This window comes from Gillisia sp. JM1 (assembly GCF_000424645.1).
Lineage (GTDB): Bacteria > Bacteroidota > Bacteroidia > Flavobacteriales > Flavobacteriaceae > Gillisia.
The window spans coordinates 1-19,736 of sequence record NZ_KE384220.1 but is presented as its reverse complement, the minus strand read 5'-3'; the positions used below and the strand labels follow the sequence as shown (position 1 = coordinate 19,736).

Annotated in this window: 19 protein-coding genes; 5 read left to right on the top strand and 14 right to left on the bottom strand. The window is 32.3% G+C overall.

Annotated elements, in window-relative coordinates:
• Nucleotides 1–9: 9 nt before the first annotated feature.
• Nucleotides 10–1,608: a malate synthase A gene (gene aceB / locus H033_RS0119015; protein WP_026839717.1), complete on the bottom strand. Its 1,599-nt coding sequence runs from the start codon at nucleotides 1,606–1,608 to the stop codon at nucleotides 10–12.
• Between the two features lie 119 nt (nucleotides 1,609–1,727).
• Between aceB and H033_RS0119010 the strand changes: the two genes are divergently transcribed.
• Nucleotides 1,728–3,200, top strand: a complete 1,473-nt coding sequence (locus tag H033_RS0119010; protein ID WP_026839716.1) for a helix-turn-helix domain-containing protein — start codon at nucleotides 1,728–1,730, stop codon at nucleotides 3,198–3,200.
• 380 nt (nucleotides 3,201–3,580) lie between these two features.
• On the opposite strand, the gene H033_RS0119005 is transcribed toward H033_RS0119010, so the two are convergent.
• Together H033_RS0119005 and H033_RS0119000 are read right to left on the bottom strand one after the other, a co-directional pair.
• Nucleotides 3,581–4,210 (bottom strand): carbonic anhydrase family protein, encoded by a 630-nt coding sequence (locus tag H033_RS0119005; RefSeq protein ID WP_026839715.1) that lies wholly within the window; start codon nucleotides 4,208–4,210, stop codon nucleotides 3,581–3,583.
• A 29-nt stretch (nucleotides 4,211–4,239) separates the two neighbouring features.
• A complete protein-coding gene (locus H033_RS0119000) occupies nucleotides 4,240–5,832 on the bottom strand; it encodes a SulP family inorganic anion transporter (RefSeq protein WP_410503535.1) in 1,593 nt (530 codons plus the stop codon).
• A 161-nt stretch (nucleotides 5,833–5,993) separates the two neighbouring features.
• On the opposite strand from H033_RS0119000, the gene H033_RS0118995 reads away from it, so the two are divergent.
• Nucleotides 5,994–6,668 carry a TetR/AcrR family transcriptional regulator gene (locus H033_RS0118995; protein WP_026839713.1) on the top strand — a complete coding sequence of 225 codons (675 nt, stop codon included), beginning with the start codon at nucleotides 5,994–5,996 and terminating at the stop codon, nucleotides 6,666–6,668.
• A 440-nt stretch (nucleotides 6,669–7,108) separates the two neighbouring features.
• A complete protein-coding gene (locus H033_RS0118990; protein ID WP_316928660.1) occupies nucleotides 7,109–7,588 on the top strand; it encodes a fasciclin domain-containing protein in 480 nt (159 codons plus the stop codon).
• Between the two features lie 343 nt (nucleotides 7,589–7,931).
• On the opposite strand, the gene H033_RS0118985 is transcribed toward H033_RS0118990, so the two are convergent.
• Both H033_RS0118985 and H033_RS0118975 read right to left on the bottom strand, forming a co-directional pair.
• Nucleotides 7,932–8,504 carry a GNAT family N-acetyltransferase gene (locus tag H033_RS0118985; protein ID WP_026839711.1) on the bottom strand — a complete coding sequence of 191 codons (573 nt, stop codon included), beginning with the start codon at nucleotides 8,502–8,504 and terminating at the stop codon, nucleotides 7,932–7,934.
• A gap of 455 nt (nucleotides 8,505–8,959) precedes the next feature.
• Nucleotides 8,960–9,184, bottom strand: a complete 225-nt coding sequence (locus H033_RS0118975) for a hypothetical protein (RefSeq protein WP_026839709.1) — start codon at nucleotides 9,182–9,184, stop codon at nucleotides 8,960–8,962.
• A 462-nt stretch (nucleotides 9,185–9,646) separates the two neighbouring features.
• Between H033_RS0118975 and H033_RS20725 the strand changes: the two genes are divergently transcribed.
• Complete coding sequence (locus H033_RS20725; RefSeq protein WP_081661916.1) at nucleotides 9,647–10,498, top strand: prenyltransferase; 852 nt, start codon at nucleotides 9,647–9,649, stop codon at nucleotides 10,496–10,498.
• 6 nt (nucleotides 10,499–10,504) lie between these two features.
• On the opposite strand, the gene H033_RS0118965 is transcribed toward H033_RS20725, so the two are convergent.
• From H033_RS0118965 to H033_RS0118925, 9 genes are all read right to left on the bottom strand, one after another.
• A complete protein-coding gene (locus H033_RS0118965) occupies nucleotides 10,505–12,010 on the bottom strand; it encodes a phytoene desaturase family protein (RefSeq protein ID WP_026839708.1) in 1,506 nt (501 codons plus the stop codon).
• A gap of 836 nt (nucleotides 12,011–12,846) precedes the next feature.
• Nucleotides 12,847–13,719 (bottom strand): hypothetical protein, encoded by an 873-nt coding sequence (locus tag H033_RS0118960; RefSeq protein ID WP_026839707.1) that lies wholly within the window; start codon nucleotides 13,717–13,719, stop codon nucleotides 12,847–12,849.
• Nucleotides 13,720–13,927: 208 nt separating this feature from the next.
• Nucleotides 13,928–14,287 (bottom strand): hypothetical protein, encoded by a 360-nt coding sequence (locus H033_RS0118955; RefSeq protein WP_026839706.1) that lies wholly within the window; start codon nucleotides 14,285–14,287, stop codon nucleotides 13,928–13,930.
• A 335-nt stretch (nucleotides 14,288–14,622) separates the two neighbouring features.
• Nucleotides 14,623–15,096, bottom strand: coding sequence for a DinB family protein (locus tag H033_RS20720; RefSeq protein WP_262489328.1), 474 nt, complete (start codon nucleotides 15,094–15,096; stop codon nucleotides 14,623–14,625).
• A 164-nt stretch (nucleotides 15,097–15,260) separates the two neighbouring features.
• Entirely contained in the window at nucleotides 15,261–15,419 is a 159-nt protein-coding gene (locus H033_RS21720; RefSeq protein ID WP_155827879.1) for a hypothetical protein, read from the bottom strand.
• Between the two features lie 358 nt (nucleotides 15,420–15,777).
• A complete protein-coding gene (locus H033_RS0118940) occupies nucleotides 15,778–16,620 on the bottom strand; it encodes an aldo/keto reductase (RefSeq protein ID WP_026839705.1) in 843 nt (280 codons plus the stop codon).
• Nucleotides 16,621–16,842: 222 nt separating this feature from the next.
• Complete coding sequence (locus tag H033_RS0118935) at nucleotides 16,843–17,724, bottom strand: C1 family peptidase (RefSeq protein WP_026839704.1); 882 nt, start codon at nucleotides 17,722–17,724, stop codon at nucleotides 16,843–16,845.
• 160 nt (nucleotides 17,725–17,884) lie between these two features.
• Nucleotides 17,885–18,322: a UPF0158 family protein gene (locus H033_RS0118930; protein ID WP_026839703.1), complete on the bottom strand. Its 438-nt coding sequence runs from the start codon at nucleotides 18,320–18,322 to the stop codon at nucleotides 17,885–17,887.
• Nucleotides 18,315–18,659, bottom strand: a complete 345-nt coding sequence (locus tag H033_RS0118925) for a DUF3024 domain-containing protein (protein WP_051228121.1) — start codon at nucleotides 18,657–18,659, stop codon at nucleotides 18,315–18,317. The genes H033_RS0118930 and H033_RS0118925 overlap by 8 nt, the downstream gene beginning before the upstream one ends.
• Nucleotides 18,660–19,077: 418 nt before the next feature.
• On the opposite strand from H033_RS0118925, the gene H033_RS0118920 reads away from it, so the two are divergent.
• Nucleotides 19,078–19,736, top strand: a 659-nt coding sequence (locus H033_RS0118920; protein ID WP_262489327.1) for a transposase DNA-binding-containing protein, incomplete at its 3' end; no start/stop codon positions are given.

Below are 19,736 nucleotides of genomic sequence, written 5' to 3'. Positions count from 1 at the left end.
GGATTTTTTTTATAGGTATTGATAGGCGGGAAGCGTTAAAAATTCTTCAAACTTTTCTGATAACACTAATTTGTCAAAAAGCGCTATAGCGAGTTTAAACTTGGTATTTTTAATAGTGTCATCTTCAAACTCTTTTAATATTTTTTCGACTTCATCGTTGAATAAATCGATGTACAATTCTATATTAAATTTTCGTCCATCTTCCAGTACAACTTCATTTTTTAACCATTGCCAAAGTTGGGTTCGGGATATTTCTGCAGTGGCAGCATCTTCCATTAAGTTGTAAAGCGCTACAGCACCTTGACCTCTCAACCAAGCTTCGGTATATAAAATACCTACATTGATGTTTTTTCTAATTCCGGCTTCGGTTACAGTTCCTTTTGGTATTTCTACTAAATCTTGTTCTGTAATATTGATATCTTCACGAGTAACGTGTAACTGGTTTGGTGATGGCATGTGTTTGTTGAATTCTTCCATAGCTACTTCAATTAAAGCTGGATGCGCAACCCAAGTACCATCGTGACCATTTTTAGCCTCTCTTTCTTTGTCTTTTCTTACTTTTTCTAAAGCAACAATATTTGCATATTCATCATTTTTAATGGGAATTTGAGCTGCCATTCCACCAATGGCCAGTATACCACGTTTATGACAACGTTGAATCACAAGCTTAGAATACGCATCCATAAAAGGAGTTGTCATAGTAACCTGATCACGGTTTGGCACCACAAAGTTTGGATGGTTTCTAAATTTTTTGATGTATGAGAATATATAATCCCAGCGACCACAATTTAAACCCACAATATGATCTTTAAGTTCAAAAATGATCTCGTCTAGCTGAAAACTTGCAGTAATAGTTTCTATAAGAACAGTTGCCTTAAAAGTTGCTTTAGGAACCTCTAAATAGTCTTGAGCAAAAGTAAATACATCATTCCACCAACGTGCTTCTAAATAATGCTCTAGCTTTGGTAGGTAAAAGTAAGGTGCCGTATTGTTGGAAAGTAAGGTTTGAGTATTGTGAAATACGTAAAGACTAAAGTCTACCAAACTTCCAGAAGTTTCCTCTTCGTTTACTAGAATGTGTCTTTCGTTTAAGTGTAAACCTCTGGGTCTAACCATTAAAACTGCAGTTTCTTGATTCAGTCTGTAGGATTTACCTCGTTTTGAATCTACCAATGAAATGGTTTTATTGTTGGCATTAATTAGATTTTGTTGACCTTCTATAACATTTTTCCAGGTAGGAGCAGTGCTATCTTCTAGATCTGCCATAAATGTTCGTGCTCCGGAGTTCAATGCATTAATGATCATTTTTCTATCTACAGGACCTGTAATTTCTACACGTCTATCTTTTAAGTCTTCAGGAATGTTACCCGTAGTCCAATCACTTTCCCTTATAGATTGAGTCTCTTGAGGGAATTCAGGTAAGTTACCTTCATCAAAAACCTTTTGCTGTTTTAGTCTCTTTTCCAAAAGTGAAAGTCGTCTCGCATTAAATTTTTCATGAAGTGCTGCTATAAAGTTTAAAGCATCTTCTGTAAGAATTTCTGGATAGTAATTACTTACATCTTTTGAAAAGTTTAGTTTAGGTAGTTTTAAAGTTTTGTGTTCCATGGTCTTATTGTTTATCAGGACAATATTAGAACAAAGTTTTATAAAAAACAAGCGAACGTTCGCTAAAAGTATATATTCGCAAAATAAGTATGTTCGCGAAATAGCTTATATTTGTTATTATGAAGGAAGATTATATCAAACTAATATTTGGGTTAAAGTTAAAGCAGATAAGGACCGACAACAAGTTATCATTATTTGGATTGTCTAAACTTTCGGGTTTATCTAAGTCTTATTTAAATGAAATTGAAAATGGTAAAAAATATCCGAAACCAGATAAAATAGCGATACTTTCCGAAAAATTGGATGTGCCGTACGACCAAATGGTGTCTTTAAAATTAGATAAAAATTTAGCACCTATTGGAGACCTGTTGCAATCTAAAATACTAAAGGAAATTCCTTTGGAACTCTTTGGAATTAAGGAAAATACATTAATAGATATTGTCGCTAACGCTCCTGCAAAAGTAAATGCATTTATAAGTACTATTATTGAAATTGCACAACATTATAGTTTTAGCAGAGAAAGTTTTTTTCTTGCTTCATTAAGGTCCTATCAAGAAGCAAATAATAATTATTTTGATGATTTAGAACAAAGTGTTTTGAAATTTGTGAAAGCCTACCAATTAGATTTACGCCAAACGGTTTCCTCAAAAGATTTGGAAGAAATTTTAATAGAGGAATATGGATATTCTATTATTGAAAATGAATTAAGTAAATATGAAGCTTTAGGGAATTTACGTTCAGTTTTTGTTCCTAAAACTCATACTCTCTTATTGGCAAATGGGATTGATGAAGCTCAGCGCACCTTTATATATGCAAAAGAAATCGCATATAATTTTTTAGAAATCAAAGATCGTTTGTATACATTTCCTTGGATAAAGTTTGAAAGTTTTGACCAAGTTCTCAATAATTTTTATGCCTCATATTTTGCTGGAGCGCTTGTTATTCCTAAAGATGAATTAACCTTACAATTAGAGACAGTTTTTGAAAAAGAAACTTTTGACAAAGCGCTATTTCTTCAAATTTTGAAAGCTTTCAATACTTCACCAGAATCATTCTATCAACGTTTAACCAATATCTTGCCTAAAGCATTTAATATTAAGAATTTATTTTTTTTAAGGATTACACATAAAGCAGATTCCGAAAAATTTTACTTAAACAAGGAACTTCATTTATCACATCAGCATTCACCTCGGGCCAATGAAACCAATGAGCATTATTGTAGACGTTGGGTGTCCTTGAAAGTTTTAAAAGATATTAGTATAAGTAAAAATTCTCATGAATTTGATATTCAAATTTCGAATTATCCAAGCCATGATACAAAATATTTAGTACTCTCATCTGCTACGAAAGATCCTTTTAGAAACAATCAATATAGAAGTATAAGTATTGGGTTACTAATTAATAAGCAATTGGAGCGCAAGTTGAAATTTTTAGGCGATAAGACTATTAAAAAACAAGAGGTTGGTGTAACCTGCGAACGTTGCGCTATTAGTAACTGCAAGGTTAGGCAAGCTCCAGCAATTATTTTGGATCAAGCAGCTAAAAACAAAAAGACAGAAATAATCGTTGAAGAATTAAACGCTAAGTTTTAGACTTGGCTGTCTTGTCCTGAAATATGGTTATTGGTTAAATATTGATTTAAACAATTAATTAATATTCCATAATTGGTGTTTTGTGGTTTCCAGATTAAATTTAGCCATAACCAATTAAGTAATTGTTGTTATCCACATTGAAAGAATAACCTGATTCTGTTCTTAGTAAAAAACGCTCTAAATATCCAATACTATTCTATTATCAATATGCTCTTGGTTGTGGATATCCCAGTTTTGATTTAACTTTTTATCTGCAATATAAATTAGCAATTCCCAAGATTATTGTCTTGAGCTTTATCAAAAAAAAGGTAGCATTCACCCTAGAGTTAATGCTACCATCTTTATTTTAAAACTTAATTTAACTTTCTTATTATTTTTATTTATTCATAAAAATCAACTGTACCTGTATTAATATCGTACATCGCACCTATAATTTTTATCTCACCATTGCTTTGCATTTCTGAAAGAACATCACTCTCTTTCATAATTCTATCTATTGAAAGCTGAACATTTTTTGCTGAAACATTATCTACAAATTCTGAATTTGAAGAGTTACGTAAACTAGCATCTTTTGGTTCTTTTACGGCTTCTACTGCTGGTTTAATTTTAGCCAGCATACTTGTTAAATTTCCAAGTTTAGCATCGTCACAAGCACCTTTTACCGCCCCACAAGCTGTATGGCCTAAAACAACAATTAATTTAGTTCCAGCAAGCTTGCAAGCGAATTCCATACTTCCAAGGATATCCTGGTTTACAAAATTACCTGCTATACGCACACTAAAAACATCTCCTAATCCTTGATCAAAAACTAACTCGGCTGATACTCTTGAGTCTATGCAGCTTAAAATGGTAGCAAAAGGAAATTGCCCTTCGCTGGTATCATTTACCTGCTCCAAAAGATTTCTATTCGCTTTTAAATTGTTTTGGAATCGAAGATTACCTTCTCTTAAAAAGTTTAATGCTTTCTTCGGGGTCATCGTAGCTTGTGTCTCTTTTGTATGTGCTTTCATAATTTATGTATTTTAATTAACTAGTTGTTCTATGCTGATTTAGGTCTTAGTTTAAAAAATTCAATATAGCTTGGTGGGTTTTCAACAATACCTCGCTCTGAAATTAATTTTATGTTTATGTTTCGTTCCTTAGCCTTAAATGCAAAGTCTTCCAAAATTTCTATAATGTCATTGTCTAAGTACCTGGTTTTTATAACGTCCAACTCTAAATAGGAGTTCTCAGGTAAGCTTTCTAATTCCTTTAGAATTGCACCTTTGTTAAAAAATGTTACCTCTTCTGCTAAGGTCATTTTAATGGTTCCGTCGTTTAGCTCTTCACCTTCCTTATGCAAGAAATGAGAGTTTTGATAACTCTTTATTAGTATAACAACAATTCCAACTGCCAATCCTAATCCTATTCCGTAAAGCAGATCGATAAATACAATACCTAGAACCGTTACTGTAAAAGGTATAGATTGTTTCCAGCCTAAATCGTACATTTTTTTAAATAAAGCTGGTTTTGCTAACTTATATCCTACAACCAATAATATAGCAGCAAGCACAGATAGTGGAATCATGTTTAATAAATTTGGAATTACCACTACAGAAATTAGCAACAGGAACCCGTGGATAATTGCCGACATCTTGGTTCTTCCTCCCGATTGAATATTGGCAGAACTTCTTACAATTACCTGAGTAATTGGTAATCCACCTATCATTCCAGAGATGATGTTACCTGTGCCTTGGGCTAATAATTCTCTATTTGTAGGAGTTACATTTTTGTGTGGATCTAGTTTATCTGTAGCTTCAACACAGAGTAAAGTTTCTAAACTTGCAACCAAAGCAATAGTAAATGCAACAACCCATATTTCTGGATTCGTAATAGCTCCAAAATTCGGAAAACTGAATTGACCTAAGAATGAGGAAAAATCGTCTGGTACAGGTACGCTAACCAAATGAGATTGAGTAATAGCAATTGCATCGTTGGATTTTGTTACTAAAAAGAAGATAATTCCTGCAGCCACAGCTACTAATGGACCCTGTATTACTTGGAATACTTTAGATTTTTTGGATAATACTTTATCCCATAATAATAAAATGGATAAACCTATAATACCGATTAATGCAGATCCAGGCCGAATATAATTCACCGTTTTAAATATTTCGGAAAAAGTGTTTTCGCCATCTATTTGAAAAAACGCAAAATCACCTTGAGGATCGGCATCATATCCGAAAAAATGAGGAATTTGTTTAAGAATGATAATAATTCCTATTCCAGTAAGCATCCCTTTAATAACAGATGATGGAAAATAATATCCTATGATACCAGCTTTTAAAATACCAAAGAGTAGTTGTATAACACCACCTAAAACAACTGCTAACAGAAAATTCTCAAAACCCCCTAAAGAACCTATAGCTGTTAAAACAATTGCTGCTAATCCTGCGGCAGGTCCGCTTACTCCGATATTTGATCCGCTTAAGGCACCAACGATTATACCTCCAATAATTCCAGCTATTAAACCTGAAAAAAGTGGTGCTCCACTGGCTAAGGCGATACCTAAACATAGAGGTAATGCCACAAAAAATACCACAATACTTGATGGTATATCACTTTTTAAGTGTGAAAAAATATTAATCTTCATAGTCCCATTTTTCTTAAATTATTAAAATTTTAGTTGTAAATATAATAAGACTTTTTAAAACAATAGTAATACTATCATAAAAAATTGTTTTGCTTTTGTATATTTGAATTTTAATTACAACTTTGTTCGATTATCGAATCTGGTTTTGGATACAGATAACTATGAGTTTACAAATAAGATTTTCTTTAAACGACGGTTTATACCTTAAGGATCCACAAGATTCAAAACTTGGAAAAAATATTATTCAGCATAGTATTCTATTAATAGATGAATATGGTTTCGAATCCTTTACATTTAAAAAGTTAGCAGAGAGAATAGGGTCAACAGAAGCTTCCATCTATCGGTACTTTGAGAACAAACATTTGTTATTAATATTCCTAGTTAATTGGTATTGGGAATGGGTAAGCTATCTTATAAAAGTAAATACCATGAATGTTAGCGATCCAAGGATAAAACTAAAGATCATTATACATTCTTTTGTTTTTGCACCAAAAGATAATCCCGGTGTAGAATATGTTAATGAAAGTAAACTCCATAATATTGTTATATCAGAAGGGGTCAAAGCATATCATACAAAAGACGTAGATAAGGATAATTCAAAAGGATTTTTTAAAAGTTATAAAAGTTTAGCTAATTCAGTATCTAATGTGATATCTGAGATCGATCCGCAATTCAAATACCCCTATGCGTTAGCCACCAATCTTTTTGAAATGTCTAATAACCATATTTATTTTGCAAAGCATCTTCCAAGACTTACAGATATATCGGTTAATGGGAATAACGTAGATGAAGTAGAAACAATGTTGAATTATTTTACTGATAAATTATTGTCCTGATTATTTATGCATTATTCAGGACGATAAATCTTTATTTCTTGCAAGTAGCGGTTTTAGTAAACCCAAGCAGAGTGGAGTAGGGGCATGTCCCGAAAGCTATCGGTATTGTCGCTTTTGTTGGTTTTATAATTAGGGTATAGAACATCACTTTTCAGTCAATTTTCCGCTATTCGTGATAGTAGTTGTTAGCTTCTGTAGCTTTTCATTCCAATCATTTCATTTTAGCTTTTCTTATTTCTCAAAGCTTATTTCATAATTGAACAATAAGCACTTTATTTTTTGGTATTAACGATGAAAATTAGAAATAATCTTCCATAATTTTTGTTTAATAAAAAGTTAATAACGTTAGACAAAACGAAAGTTTAGTATATATTTGTGAAAGTATTTAATATCTAAAACTATAAATGATGAAAAAATTAGTCCTTATTTTAACATTTTTAATGACTGTAGCCTTATCTAAAAATGCTGCTGCACAAGAAACAATAGTAGATGTTGCCGTTGGCAACGAAGATTTTTCAACTTTAGTTACAGCATTAACTGCTGCCGATTTAGTTGGTGCTTTACAAGGAGATGGACCATTCACCGTTTTCGCTCCAACAAATAGTGCTTTCGCTAAAATTGATTCTAATACATTGAGTTCTCTATTAGAAGAAAAAAATCAAAAAGCATTAGCTAATATATTAACTTATCATGTAGTATCTGGAAAGTTAACTGCAACAGATGTAGTAGCTGCTTTAAAGAAAGGAAATGGTACGGTAGAATTAGAAGCATTAAATGGTCAAGTCTTAACTGTAATACAAAAAGATGGCAAAATTTGGTTGAAAGATGTAAATGGTAATTATAGTGAAATTGTAGCTACAGATGTAATGGGTAGCAATGGTGTAATTCACGTAATAGACACTGTGGTAATGCCTAAGTAATAATTGTTTTGTAATGAAAAATGAAAGCCTCGATAATTCGGGGCTTTTTTATTATGACACTATTTTTTTAAATATTTCAGTTAGTATTGTCCGGTAAAAAAATTCAGGATTTCGAGGAGGCTAGAAGAAACGTGGATTAAGAATATTTTCAATGTTTAGGAGCTTGCTATTGGAACACAGAATTATTTTTTCCTTTTTGAAAAATTTATCCAGATTAAAATAATCATTTTCAATTAATTGGAATAAAGTCTTACGTCTTGAATCTTGCAGCGCAGCGATCTTATATCTTTTGTCAGACGACAATATATTTCAATATCTGATTTCTGATGGTATCCGATGTTCTTTAATTTTTGCTTTTTTGATAGTCAGATTTGAGTAATGAGTAAATTTCACTATCTAAGTAATCCCCATTATAATGATAATTCTCTCTAAAATAGGCTTCTTTTTGAAATCCCATTTTCGTCAATATTGCTCGAGAATTATCATTTTGAGGATTAATGTTTGCTTCTAAACTATGAAGTTTTAAATCACTGAATCCAAAATTGAAAACATTCAGCATTGCCTCTTTCATAAATCCTTTTTTCCAAAATTCTGGTTTCAAAGTATATCCGATCTCCGCTCTAGAATTTTTATTATCTATTTTGAAAAAAGCAAAATCACCCATAAACTTATTGGTTGATTTTTCAATAATAGCCCAAAAGATTCCAGATCTTTCTTCGTAGATTTTTAATTTGTTAGAAATAAAGTTTTCAGAATGTTGAATGGTCATTTGTCTTTCTGAATCCATATAAATCATAACTTTTTCATCCGAACGAATTAATTGCACTTCAGATGCATCTGTCAATTCCAACTTTCTCAGAATTAGCCTTTCACTTTCTAAACTTGGAAAATTATTAAAGTATATTTCATTAATCATATGCCTTGTAGCTTATCTGATGAAAATGCATAGTAAAAAAGGTTTTGGTTAACTTAATTAGCGTGGAGAAGGGACACGACCCATTAGCTATTGGAATTGTTGGCTTACTTTTTTGTTACTGGGTCTCTAAAATATCACTTTTCATTGGAAGATCCACTATTTGCCCTAATCGATGTTACCTGCTTTGGCAACAGCTTTGAGTAAGAACGAACGATTTTGTATTGCTTTGCTTCTTAGTTTATATTTTTTAGCAATTCATTGGAGTGGAGTAGGAGATAGCTTGGTGGTCTTTGAGCATAAGCACAAACCTTTCTGTTTAGTCTTTATAGTTATGTCTTATAAACAGTTATGTGCGTTTGTTTTTATTTCAAAGATATTCAACCAAAATGCAATAGCAATCAGTCTGCTAGACAATAGCTCACATGGATATATTACCAAATTGCCAGTAATTTGGTTCATTCTATAATTTCGTAGTCAATACTTAATTTTCGCAAAGCTCTTAAAGCAGAACCAGTGTTTCTATCTTCCATCTCAATATCTACAGCGTCTCCTTCTAGAAGGATATCTGTAAGTTCATTTGACAATGTTTCATCGATGTTAGTTGAAATTTCTGCAATACAATTCGCTATCGCTCTTCTATCTGGTCTCTGAGCATGACAGGACAATAAGTTTAATTTCATATGTTGATATTTATTGTTTTATGATGGTCTCTCGAAAGCTATCTTTAGCAATTCGCATATCTTCATCGGTGTTTTTATCCTATTGGCGTTATGCTCATTTCATAATAACACTTTATTAATGCAATATACTAGAGTTAAGTTAAGTCTGGATTATACTTATACTATTATTCTTTTTTTGTTTTTAATTTTCACTTACACGAAACTTTCATTTTTAAAATAGTCCAAAATTAATCCCGCTTATTTTAAAGATTAATAAAGTTATATATAAGGAATTGCACATAATGTAATTGGATGTCAACTGTTTAAATTGGTGATATCTGCAGTCAAAAGAAGTTTGTTTTTTGGATTCTACAGTAATTACAAAATGACATTATCTTTTGTTTAACATATAATAAAATCAAATAAACAAATAAAAATAAATATTTAGATTTAATGATTCTATAACCTTATTTTTGCTACGCCATGAAACTAACGATCAAAGAGGTTTTCTTTTTATCTAGACCGAGATTCTGGATGTACGTCCTCGGAACTTTTCTTGTTGGTGTTATTTCTTCAGGAAATCTGTTCTTGTATGATGATAGCACTACGCTTCTTTTAATAGCGTTTGGTGTATTTTTTTCCTTGCCAGCAAATGTTTTTATCTACGGTGTTAACGATATCTATGATTATCAAACCGATATCTATAACGACAAGAAGATAAAATACGAATCTGTATTAAAACTGGAAAAACATAGAAGCTTGTGGATTATCATAGTCCTTTTATTAATTCCTTTTGTGCCATTATTTTTTATGGTTAATGTACCCACAAAACTCGCCTTATTGTTGTTTTTATTTACGGGGCTATTTTATTCAGCAAGGCCTGTAAGAGCAAAAAGTAAACCCCCTTTAGATGTCCTTTTTTCGGCAGTTATATATGTTTCCCCGGCACTAGTAGGATTTTTCATCACAGGAAACACCAATATACAATGGTTAGCTGTACTTGGCGGTCTTATTTGGGCCTTTGGGATGCAAACCTATTCTGCTATTCCAGATATTGAAGCAGATAGAAAAGCCGGAGTGAATACACTAGCAATTATACTTGGTGAGAAAAAAGCCTTATGGTTTTGCCTTATAGCTTATTTTATCTCTGCATCTATTGGATTTTACTATGTAGGTTTTATTGCAATCGTCTTCGGTATTGTTTATATCTCTATCGTACTATTAAGTATTAATAATATTTCAAAACTATTTAAATACTATACCTACTTTCCACTTATAAATGTGCTTACAGGAGCAATATTGTTTTTCTATATGTTTTTTAATGAAATAATGTAGTTGAGGCTACAAGGATTCTAAGGGTTTAGATGTTTTAATCTTTTGAATACGTTTATAGACGAGTTCAGCCGAAATCAAACAGATAGGCATACCAATTCCCGGACTTGTACCAGCACCAACATAATAGAGGTTTTTAACCTTTTTACTATAGTTTAATGGTCGTTTTAGTGTTTGTTTTAATGTATGCGCTAATCCTAATGCGGTGCCTTTATAGGCATTATAATCCCTTCGGAAATCATCACTCCAGTAAGACCTTTCATAAACGATATACTCTTCAATTGCTGGTAGATTTAAGTCCGTTTTCATCAGATTTAAAATTTTTTGACGGTAGCTTTCCATATCAGTTTTGGAAAGCCTTAAACCAGGAGGAATTGGCACCAGAACAAATAAATTATCAGTTCCTGGTGGCGATAAGTCTGGATCGGTTTCCGTGGGCTTACAGATATAATAACTAGGATCTTCCGGAAGTTTAGGCGTATCAAACAGCTCTTTGAAATTTTGTTTCCAATCTCCTCCAAAGCGTAGGTTGTGATGACTTAAAATCTCTAATTCTCTATCCAAACCAAGATACATAATAAACGCACTCGGACTCAAAACTGCCTTTTCCCAATATCGTTCAGGATAGGTTTGCTGACGCTTCTCAAGTAAATGGGTTTCCGTAAACCATAAATCGGCATTGGAGATGATCAAATCTGCTTCTAAAATAGTCCCATTTTCGAGTTGAACACCTGTAGCTTTTTTGTTTTCAACTATAATTTTTGATACAGGCATATTTGTCATAAACTGTGTACCATGTTTTTTATTTATAGTTACTAATGCCTTTACAATCTCATAAATCCCGCCTTTAGGGTAGTAAACACCCATATTGAAATCTATGGCATTCATGATATTATACATCGCAGGTGTTTTTGCAGGATCAGAACCTAAAAACACCAATGTATATTCTAATATTTTTTTAACACGCTCGCTTTTAAACCATTTATTTAAATAGGATTGCATGGTTTGAAAAGGATTGAGTTCAATCCCTTTTTTAATCACATCCCATTTTAAAAAATCTAATGAGAACCCTAGATTTCGATACATAAAAGTATCTTTAGCCATCTCATATTGCTCACCAGAACGTTTAAGGTACTCTTTAATCTTAGGCGTGATGCCTGGCTCTAACTGCTCAAAAAGAGGTAAATCTTTATCTAGATCAGAATGGATATCGACTATAGGTAATTCTTTATCATTAGAAAAAAACACACGGTAAGAAGGAGAGAGCTTTACCAGATCTAAATGTTTAGTAATGTCTTCATCGAGCAATTTGAAATAATGCTCAAATACATCTGGCATTAGATACCAGGAAGGTCCCATATCAAAAGTATAACCCTCGGCTTCAAAAATATTAGCACGACCGCCAAGATTGGCATTTTTTTCAATGACCGTAACGTCATAACCAGATTTAGCTAACAATGCAGCAGAACCTAAGCCTCCAATTCCAGAACCGATAATAATGATTTTCTTTTTCAATTATATAAAAATAATGAAGCCTTAAGTGGTATGAAATTATTTAAGAAGGAATTATGAAAGTTGTTCAAATTTGCTGTGAAATAAAAATCCTGATAATTTGATAATTAGGATTTTTAATCCCCATATTAATAATTATTCTAAACTTAATATCAGTATGTTCAATTCTTAATACCTAATTAAAGACCATACCCCTTTAGTTTTAAAGGTTTTGCTTGCTTGTTTTTACAGTTTTATTTTCTCCGCTCGAGATTGATTTTAAGTAACATTTTAATTTCTAAATTTAGATTTCCAGTTATTTGAGTCGTTAATGTTTTACGTAAATCTTCTGAATTCCGCTTGAGTGAGAAATTTCGCAACCGAATTAATTGAGCTTAACAATCAATCTCTATATTTTCTTGAATTCAGTTAAATTAAGTTTATTCACTTACGAACTTTAAAATTAATAATATGAATAGTATAATCGCTAAGGTAATTCCAGTTATTTTCTTAGTGTTTTTGTTATAAAATGATCTCATATTTCTTAGTTTTAAATATAGTTTCCAGTTTTACAAATAAAACCACGTTCTAATTTCATTAGAAAAGAAAATCTATTTGGAAAAATGCTGTCCATAATGTAGTCCCCAATGCATAATTCTCGCATCAATTTGTTCCAATGTTGGACGTGAATAAATTCCGTAAGCACATACTATTAGTAGAATTAAACATAGTATTAATAGAATTGTGTTCAGGTTTAAATTTTTCATATGTCATTTATTTTACATTCGTTCTGCAATCAAAGACAGCGGTATTGATCCGTATGTCAGCCGTATTTTTTTAATTCTATTAAGTTTTTTAAACTAAAACATTTTTTTGTATAAAAACTTAAACCATTGACCAAAATTTTTACTTATTATGAATGATTTTGAAGGCATTAATTTCTGATAATTCAGATTTCGAGATATTTCAGTAATGGATTTACCCTCTACATAATTTAATTTTTTCCATAATTCAGGTTTGAGATAAAATAGATTTTCAAACTTACTATAATTGGATTGGTTTATTTTTCGCCATTTATTTAAAAATTCATCAATATCTACTTGATGTGAATGTCCCCAATTAGTAAATTTCGTCCGAATTTCTTCTTCACTACGCGATAAACATTCATGTATCACTAGACTTGGAATATAGATTACTTGTTTTTTGGTGTTTCTGCCAGTTACATAACTCGGATAATTAGTAGCAAATTTTTGATTTCGTGGTTTGGATACATATAAAATTCCATCATCTGTATATTTATATAAGTTTACATAATATCCAGCTATCTGAATTTGATTTTTTTCTGGATTATTTAAATATTTATTTCTGAGCTTAAGTTCTTCCGTAAATTTCTTGAAGTCTACGAAATATTCATCACTATCTATTTGAATTAACCAATTGCCTATTCCCATTTTCGAGGCTAACATTTTTCTTTCTTTTACCTCGTTTTCCATCGCATTCAGATTGGAATCAAAAAAATCATCTCTATAAATTGTTATCTTTTTTTCAATATCAAAAGATTTGAGCCAAAGAAAAAAGCTGTCATCAATTTCAAAATTTCCACCTGACCATGTTCTTAAGTTCTCGTCAAGGGCAATTGTGATCGAGTCGGCTTCTTTATAAACTAATGGTATTGAATTTTTTAATAACTTATAATCATAAGACATTAGAAAACCAACTCGAATATCTTTCATTTAATTTACTTCGTTTGTTTTTAATTTTCTGTTCAAAAATAACATCTCTCGATTTTGCTTTCCACAAGTGGCGTAGAGTTGGAACACATAGCGTTATCTATTGGGATTGTTGGCTTAGCTGTTTGTTAATTTAGATCTAAAACATCACTTTTAAATCAAACGCTGCTATTTGGAATATTTGATATTGTTGCTAGTGTTTATAAGAATTTTATAATTGGTACTTCAATTTCACCTTTCCTTGAGTCGCTTTATAAGGATCAAAAGATATATATTTATTCGACTCACCATAATAATCAAGTCTGACTTCCTCTTCAAAATCTCCGATGAAATAGTAATAGCTTTTTGGATTTTCGATTTTGACGGGGCTTATGCTCAATCTAATTTTATCATTTGAGTAACCTTTAATTTTAGCATAAAAAACCGAATAGTTTTCATCAGGATTTGGGATTAAACTATCTATGAATTTTTTATCGAAATTATCAATTGTAACTTCTTTTTTATCAGTTGAATTTTCACAAGAACACAACAATATTAAAATCGTAAATAATCTAATATAATTCTTGATCATTTTTTACATCTTAAAAATTGTATGTTTCTGCAAATAAAGTCTACGTGTTTGTAATTGGCAAGTAGCGGAGAAAAAATCGACTGTCTTTCCTCCATGTCAAAGCCAGATTTTTGTTTTTGAGTTCTATCTTATTTTGTTTTAAATGACTAATACAAAAATTGCCTGTTTTCCAAATATACCGAAATTTTTGTCTTATAAAAGAACACTACTATTTTTTATATAAGGTGTTCTCTACTGTACCGACATGTGCTACCAGTAAACACCAAAATGAAAGCAGTTCTCAACTTAATTACGCCTTGGTTTCCCTTAGAATTGCTTATGAATGATCATTAAAATCACAATCCCGAAACAAGAGGAAGCCTCTTTTCTTTCCGTGCGTTTATAGCTCGCTTAAGCCCTGAAATAGCACCATGATGAATCCCTTCGTGAAAATTGTTGAAAATAATGGCTTCCTCAATGTTTTTCAATGTTGAACCAGAGTTTGCCGTGTAGGGCTGGTAGTTTTTGAAAAGCCCATTGTGCAAATCAATCTTGGTCTGGTTTATCGCAGGTATAAGCTTTGATTTTAGGTATTCCACATCCATTTTGTCTACGTTTTTGGTGGGTTTTGTTCCTTTTTTGTAGTTGGTGATCCATTCCTCTGAAATCAAGGGAGTCTGACCAGAAAAAACATAGACATACATTTGCTGGTGTGCGAGCGTATGCGCGATATTCCAAAATATATTGTTGTTGAAATCTTCAGGAATGGCATTAAGCTCTTCCAAAGAAAGGTCTTCCAGATAGCTTGTTAGTATCTCATGATTTTTCAACGTGATACCTAAAGTGTAATTTATACTATGAAATTAATATAAAAGTAGGCTTTTCAGTTGGGCCAAGTTGACAGATTAAAAAAGAAATGATATTACCGCCAATTTTACTCATTTATGTTGAGAATCAATGGAGCAAATATTTAAGTCAATTTTTTACACACATTTTATTGATTGTGTTTCTGATGGAATAGTTGTGGTTGTCTAATATATGCTGCAAAAATTGTAGCCAATACAATAATAGCTACAACTTCAAATGGCTTCTCTTTAGATATATGAATAAAAACTATAAATGTCATATATAATGCTAAAAGAGTCGTTCTCAAAATTATAGTTTTAATCAAGAACCTTGTGGCAAGCCCACGAGGTATGTCCCGATGGTTCGGGAGGAAAATACTTTTAAAAAATCGAGGCAAGCCCGCCTGAATGTTTCGGGCAGGCCTCGGGGAATTAAACCCTCAATGAGGGATTAAATAAGAACAAAGCAGTTGCTATAAGTAGAATAATTCCAACGATAATTATTATCGTATTATTTGTAATAATTTTATCCATTGATTGTAGTGAAATATTTTTCCTAATCCGTTTTGGATAGAAATCATAGATATCATTATAGAAGGTAGCCAAATTAAAACCGTCCGAATTATTTTTTAAATTCTCATGTTTTGTGGATGTTAGCAAATATTTTTAAATTCTGTCTGGCCAGATGTTAGGTAATTCTCCACTGAAACCCATTTCTTGAAGCCTATTAATGAGTTCCATTTCTGCTGTTGTCAATTCAAAATCGAACAGATTCATGTTTTCTTGGATTCTTCTGGGTGATGTAGATTTAGGGATAATAATTACATCGTGTTGAATAATCCATCTCAAACAAACCTGTGGAACAGATCTTTTGTGTTTGTTAGCGATTGCCTTTAACACTTCATTTCCAAACACTTTTCCTCTTGCCAAAGGCGACCATGATTCAACTACTATGTTTTGTCTTTTACAGAATTCTACTAATTCCTGTTGCCAATAACCTGGATGAAATTCTATTTGATTAATGGACGGAATCACATTAGCTGTTTGAAATAAAGCTTCTAAATGTTCTTGAAAAAAATTACTTACACCAATAGATTTTATTTTGCCTTCAGCTTGTAATTCTTCCATTGCCCGCCAAGTATCGGCATTGGTTTTTTGCCAATTATCATAATTTTTAGCATTAGCAGGCCAGTGTATTAAGTACAAATCAATGTAGTCTAGATTAAGTCTTTTTAGGGATTTTTCAAATTCTATTTTAGTTGATTTATAACCTAAACTCTCACGCCATAATTTGGTGGTTATGAAAATATCTTTTCTTAAAACTCCACTGGCTTTGATTCCTTTACCAACAGCTTCTTCATTCCCATAAATTGCTGCTGTATCGATTAGAGAATAGCCATTGGAGATAGCAGATATGACCGATTCTATTCCCTCTTGATTCTGAGATTTGTAGGTTCCAAATCCTACTATCGGTATTATATTTCCATCATTTAAGATTAAGTTCCGCATAATTTTTCAGTCAATTTCTTAAATTAAGTTTGTTTTTTTGAATTTACTAACTTGTTTAAAATGACAGCCATTAGGGCTTGGATAATCTAAGTATCGCAGCGTAGGGCCGAGTACCGGTAACTATCGTGATAGTAGGCTTAGTTGTATTTTACTTGAGGACTAAAATATCACTTTTCACTGGAATACCTACTATTTGCTGGTAACTGATGCTGGCATTGGTTGTTATAAGTCATAAGCGATGTAAGCTTGATTGATTACTTTAAATTCTGCAGCTTCATCTAATACATTTTCAAATGCTTTGTAATCAACCCAAACAAATCCATCATTTCCCCATTCATTTCCCCATGAGTTTGCAACTTTGAAGGCACTATAGTCATCAGAATACCCAATCACCAGCATTGCATGACATCTTTCTAAGCTGTAATCAACAAGATGTTCTCTGTATGCCGCTAAGCCAAAGTTATCTATCTTGCCAAATTCAGAAGATAAATATGCTCCAATTATTATAGGTGTCTTTTCATTAATTAAAGCTTTCATTTCTAGCACCATATTTTGTCCACTTAAACTTTTATAGTCACTAATTTTATATGTAGATGCTAAATCGTTTTGTTCTTCATTTGGCTGTAAACTACAACTGGTGTCGTTATAAGGAAAAGAAGCTAATGAGCAAACACCTTTATCTTTTAATAATTCCAGTGTTTCAGTAATTTGAGTTCCTAAACAATTGCCTTGAGCTAACTGATTGTAAGTGTATGCCGGACTCATTGTATTTGTTGTTGTGAAAGGCTGATTATTGGATTCTATCCCTTCTTGAAGTGATTTCATATAATAACTAATCGCCCAAGAAACACAGGAGCCTTGCTGACCTTGATTTCCTATTGGCGGCAATAAATGGGACAAGTCGTAACTATCAGGTAAATTATTAGGAATCACATAATCTACAAGCAAGTTATTATTATCAATTTTATATTCTCCATTTCCAGTGCATATACTACCAGTAGCAAATTCGAGTTCTTCAATTTCAGAAGGTAATCCTACGGGTTCATTTTGACATGAACATAAGCATGCAACTATAAAGAAAAGAATTAGTCTGTTCTCTCTCATTTTTTTTAGTTTTATTTATTTTCAACGGTCTAGATTAACACTAGTGGCGTGGAGTAGAGACACGTCCCATTTGTTATCGGGATTGTCGGCTTAGTTGTTTGAAACCTGAAGTTTAAAATATTACTTTACATGGGAATGCCCGCTATTTGCAATAACGATGTTACGTACTGGCATTATTACGATTTATAGTTTCTACAACTATTTTTTCTATTTCTTTTTGTTTAAACCCAAACCAACTTTCTCGGTACTCTGAATTGTCTATTAAATATTTAAAATTCTGAAATGGTTTCCTATTTGTCAAAGCTTCATTTAACTTTTCTTTAAAATGATTGTCTGTAAGCTCATCTTTGAAATTCTCCATTATTTTAAATGATTCGAAACTTTTTAAAACCTCAATTTTTATCAAGTTCTTTTTCTGCTTTTTTATTTTTTCAAAATCATCTTTGAAAACCTCTTCATAATAATCTTCATCCCCCATTCTTAAGTCGGCGCTGGGAATGCAAATTAATTGTTTTGTTTCTGGATTATAGTAGCAATCATTTCCGAAATCTAATTCTTGCGCTATATTGTTTATAATATTTTGTTCAGATTTATCCATAAAAGCATCCGTATTTATCTTCTTGAATGATTTCTAAAATTTTGTTTAAGTGGGAAGAACTGGGGAATGGCTCGTATAATTCCCATTTTAAATTTCCACGCATCCAATATAAGCTCCAAATATTCTTGGATTTATAATATCGTATTTTGACAAATGAGTTATGTTGAATTTCTTTTGGTTTATCCCATTTTGGTCTGATCTCGAAAATCTCGATAATTTTACCATCATAGGAATATCCGCAATCAAGTTTTTTCCTAATTTCAGGATCTTCTGGTCTTAATGATTCAACGAATTTTTTTATAGTCGATTCGTTTATGTCGATAATATCTTTTTTCATAGATTTTTCTGTAAACCGCTTGCAAATAAGGTTAATGTATAAGATTAGTTGCGTGTTTAAGCAACTAATTTAGCAAAAAATAGATCGAATCAGAGGAAATTCCGAAGGGATTTCCAAGTAGGCTAGAACCAAGCAATTAATTTTGGACGTTGTTACCACACGTTATTATTCAATTTGTATTCAACTGTCGCTTTTATTTTTCCACTTTTATTTAAAGGAATTAATGTAATTCCACTTTTTTAATCCCTCATTGAGGGTTTAACCCGCCTGACCGGCTGGGCAGGTTCCCCGAGGCCTGCCCGAAACATTCAGGCGGGCTTGCCTCGAATTTTTAAAAGTATTTTCCTCCCGAACCATCCTATCGTGTGGACACAATTTTTTAATATTTTAGCTGACTAATAATAGTTTTGCTAATAAAATGAAAAGGGGATTCACAGACCTAGAGGATAAACGTTTAGTTTACAGAGGCAATAAGATTTTATCGGATCTATTCAGTAAGAGCGTCCATTCAATCCGTCAGATTAGCAGGAATGAATCAGAGGCAAAAGCGGTTTACCGTTTTTTGCAGAACGACAGGGTCAGTGAAAAAGATATTATAGAAAACCTGATTCATAATTGCCGCACGGCATGTGCCGGCAGATTCGTTGTCTGTATCCAAGATACCACAGAAATCAACTTAAGCAGCCATGGTAAAAGAATCAACAAAGATAGCTTTGTGGGTACTACCAATGCAAAGGGCTCCCAAGGATTGGGATTCTTTATTCATCCAAGTTTGGTCTTGGATGCCGTGACTGGTACCCCCTACGGCTATTCTGATATTAAAGTTTGGAACAGGCCCTTAGAGTTCAAATCAAAGCATGAAAGACAGTACGGTAAACTGCCCATAGAAGAAAAAGAATCCTATAAATGGATAGAGGTGTCCAAAAACACACAGGCCTCACTACGTGATGTGGTAGAGGGAATGGTGATCGTACAAGATAGAGAAGGGGATATTTACGAACAGTTTGCAATCATACCAGATGCACAAACAGATCTGTTGATAAGAGCCCGAGTGGATAGAACATTGGCAGATAGGTC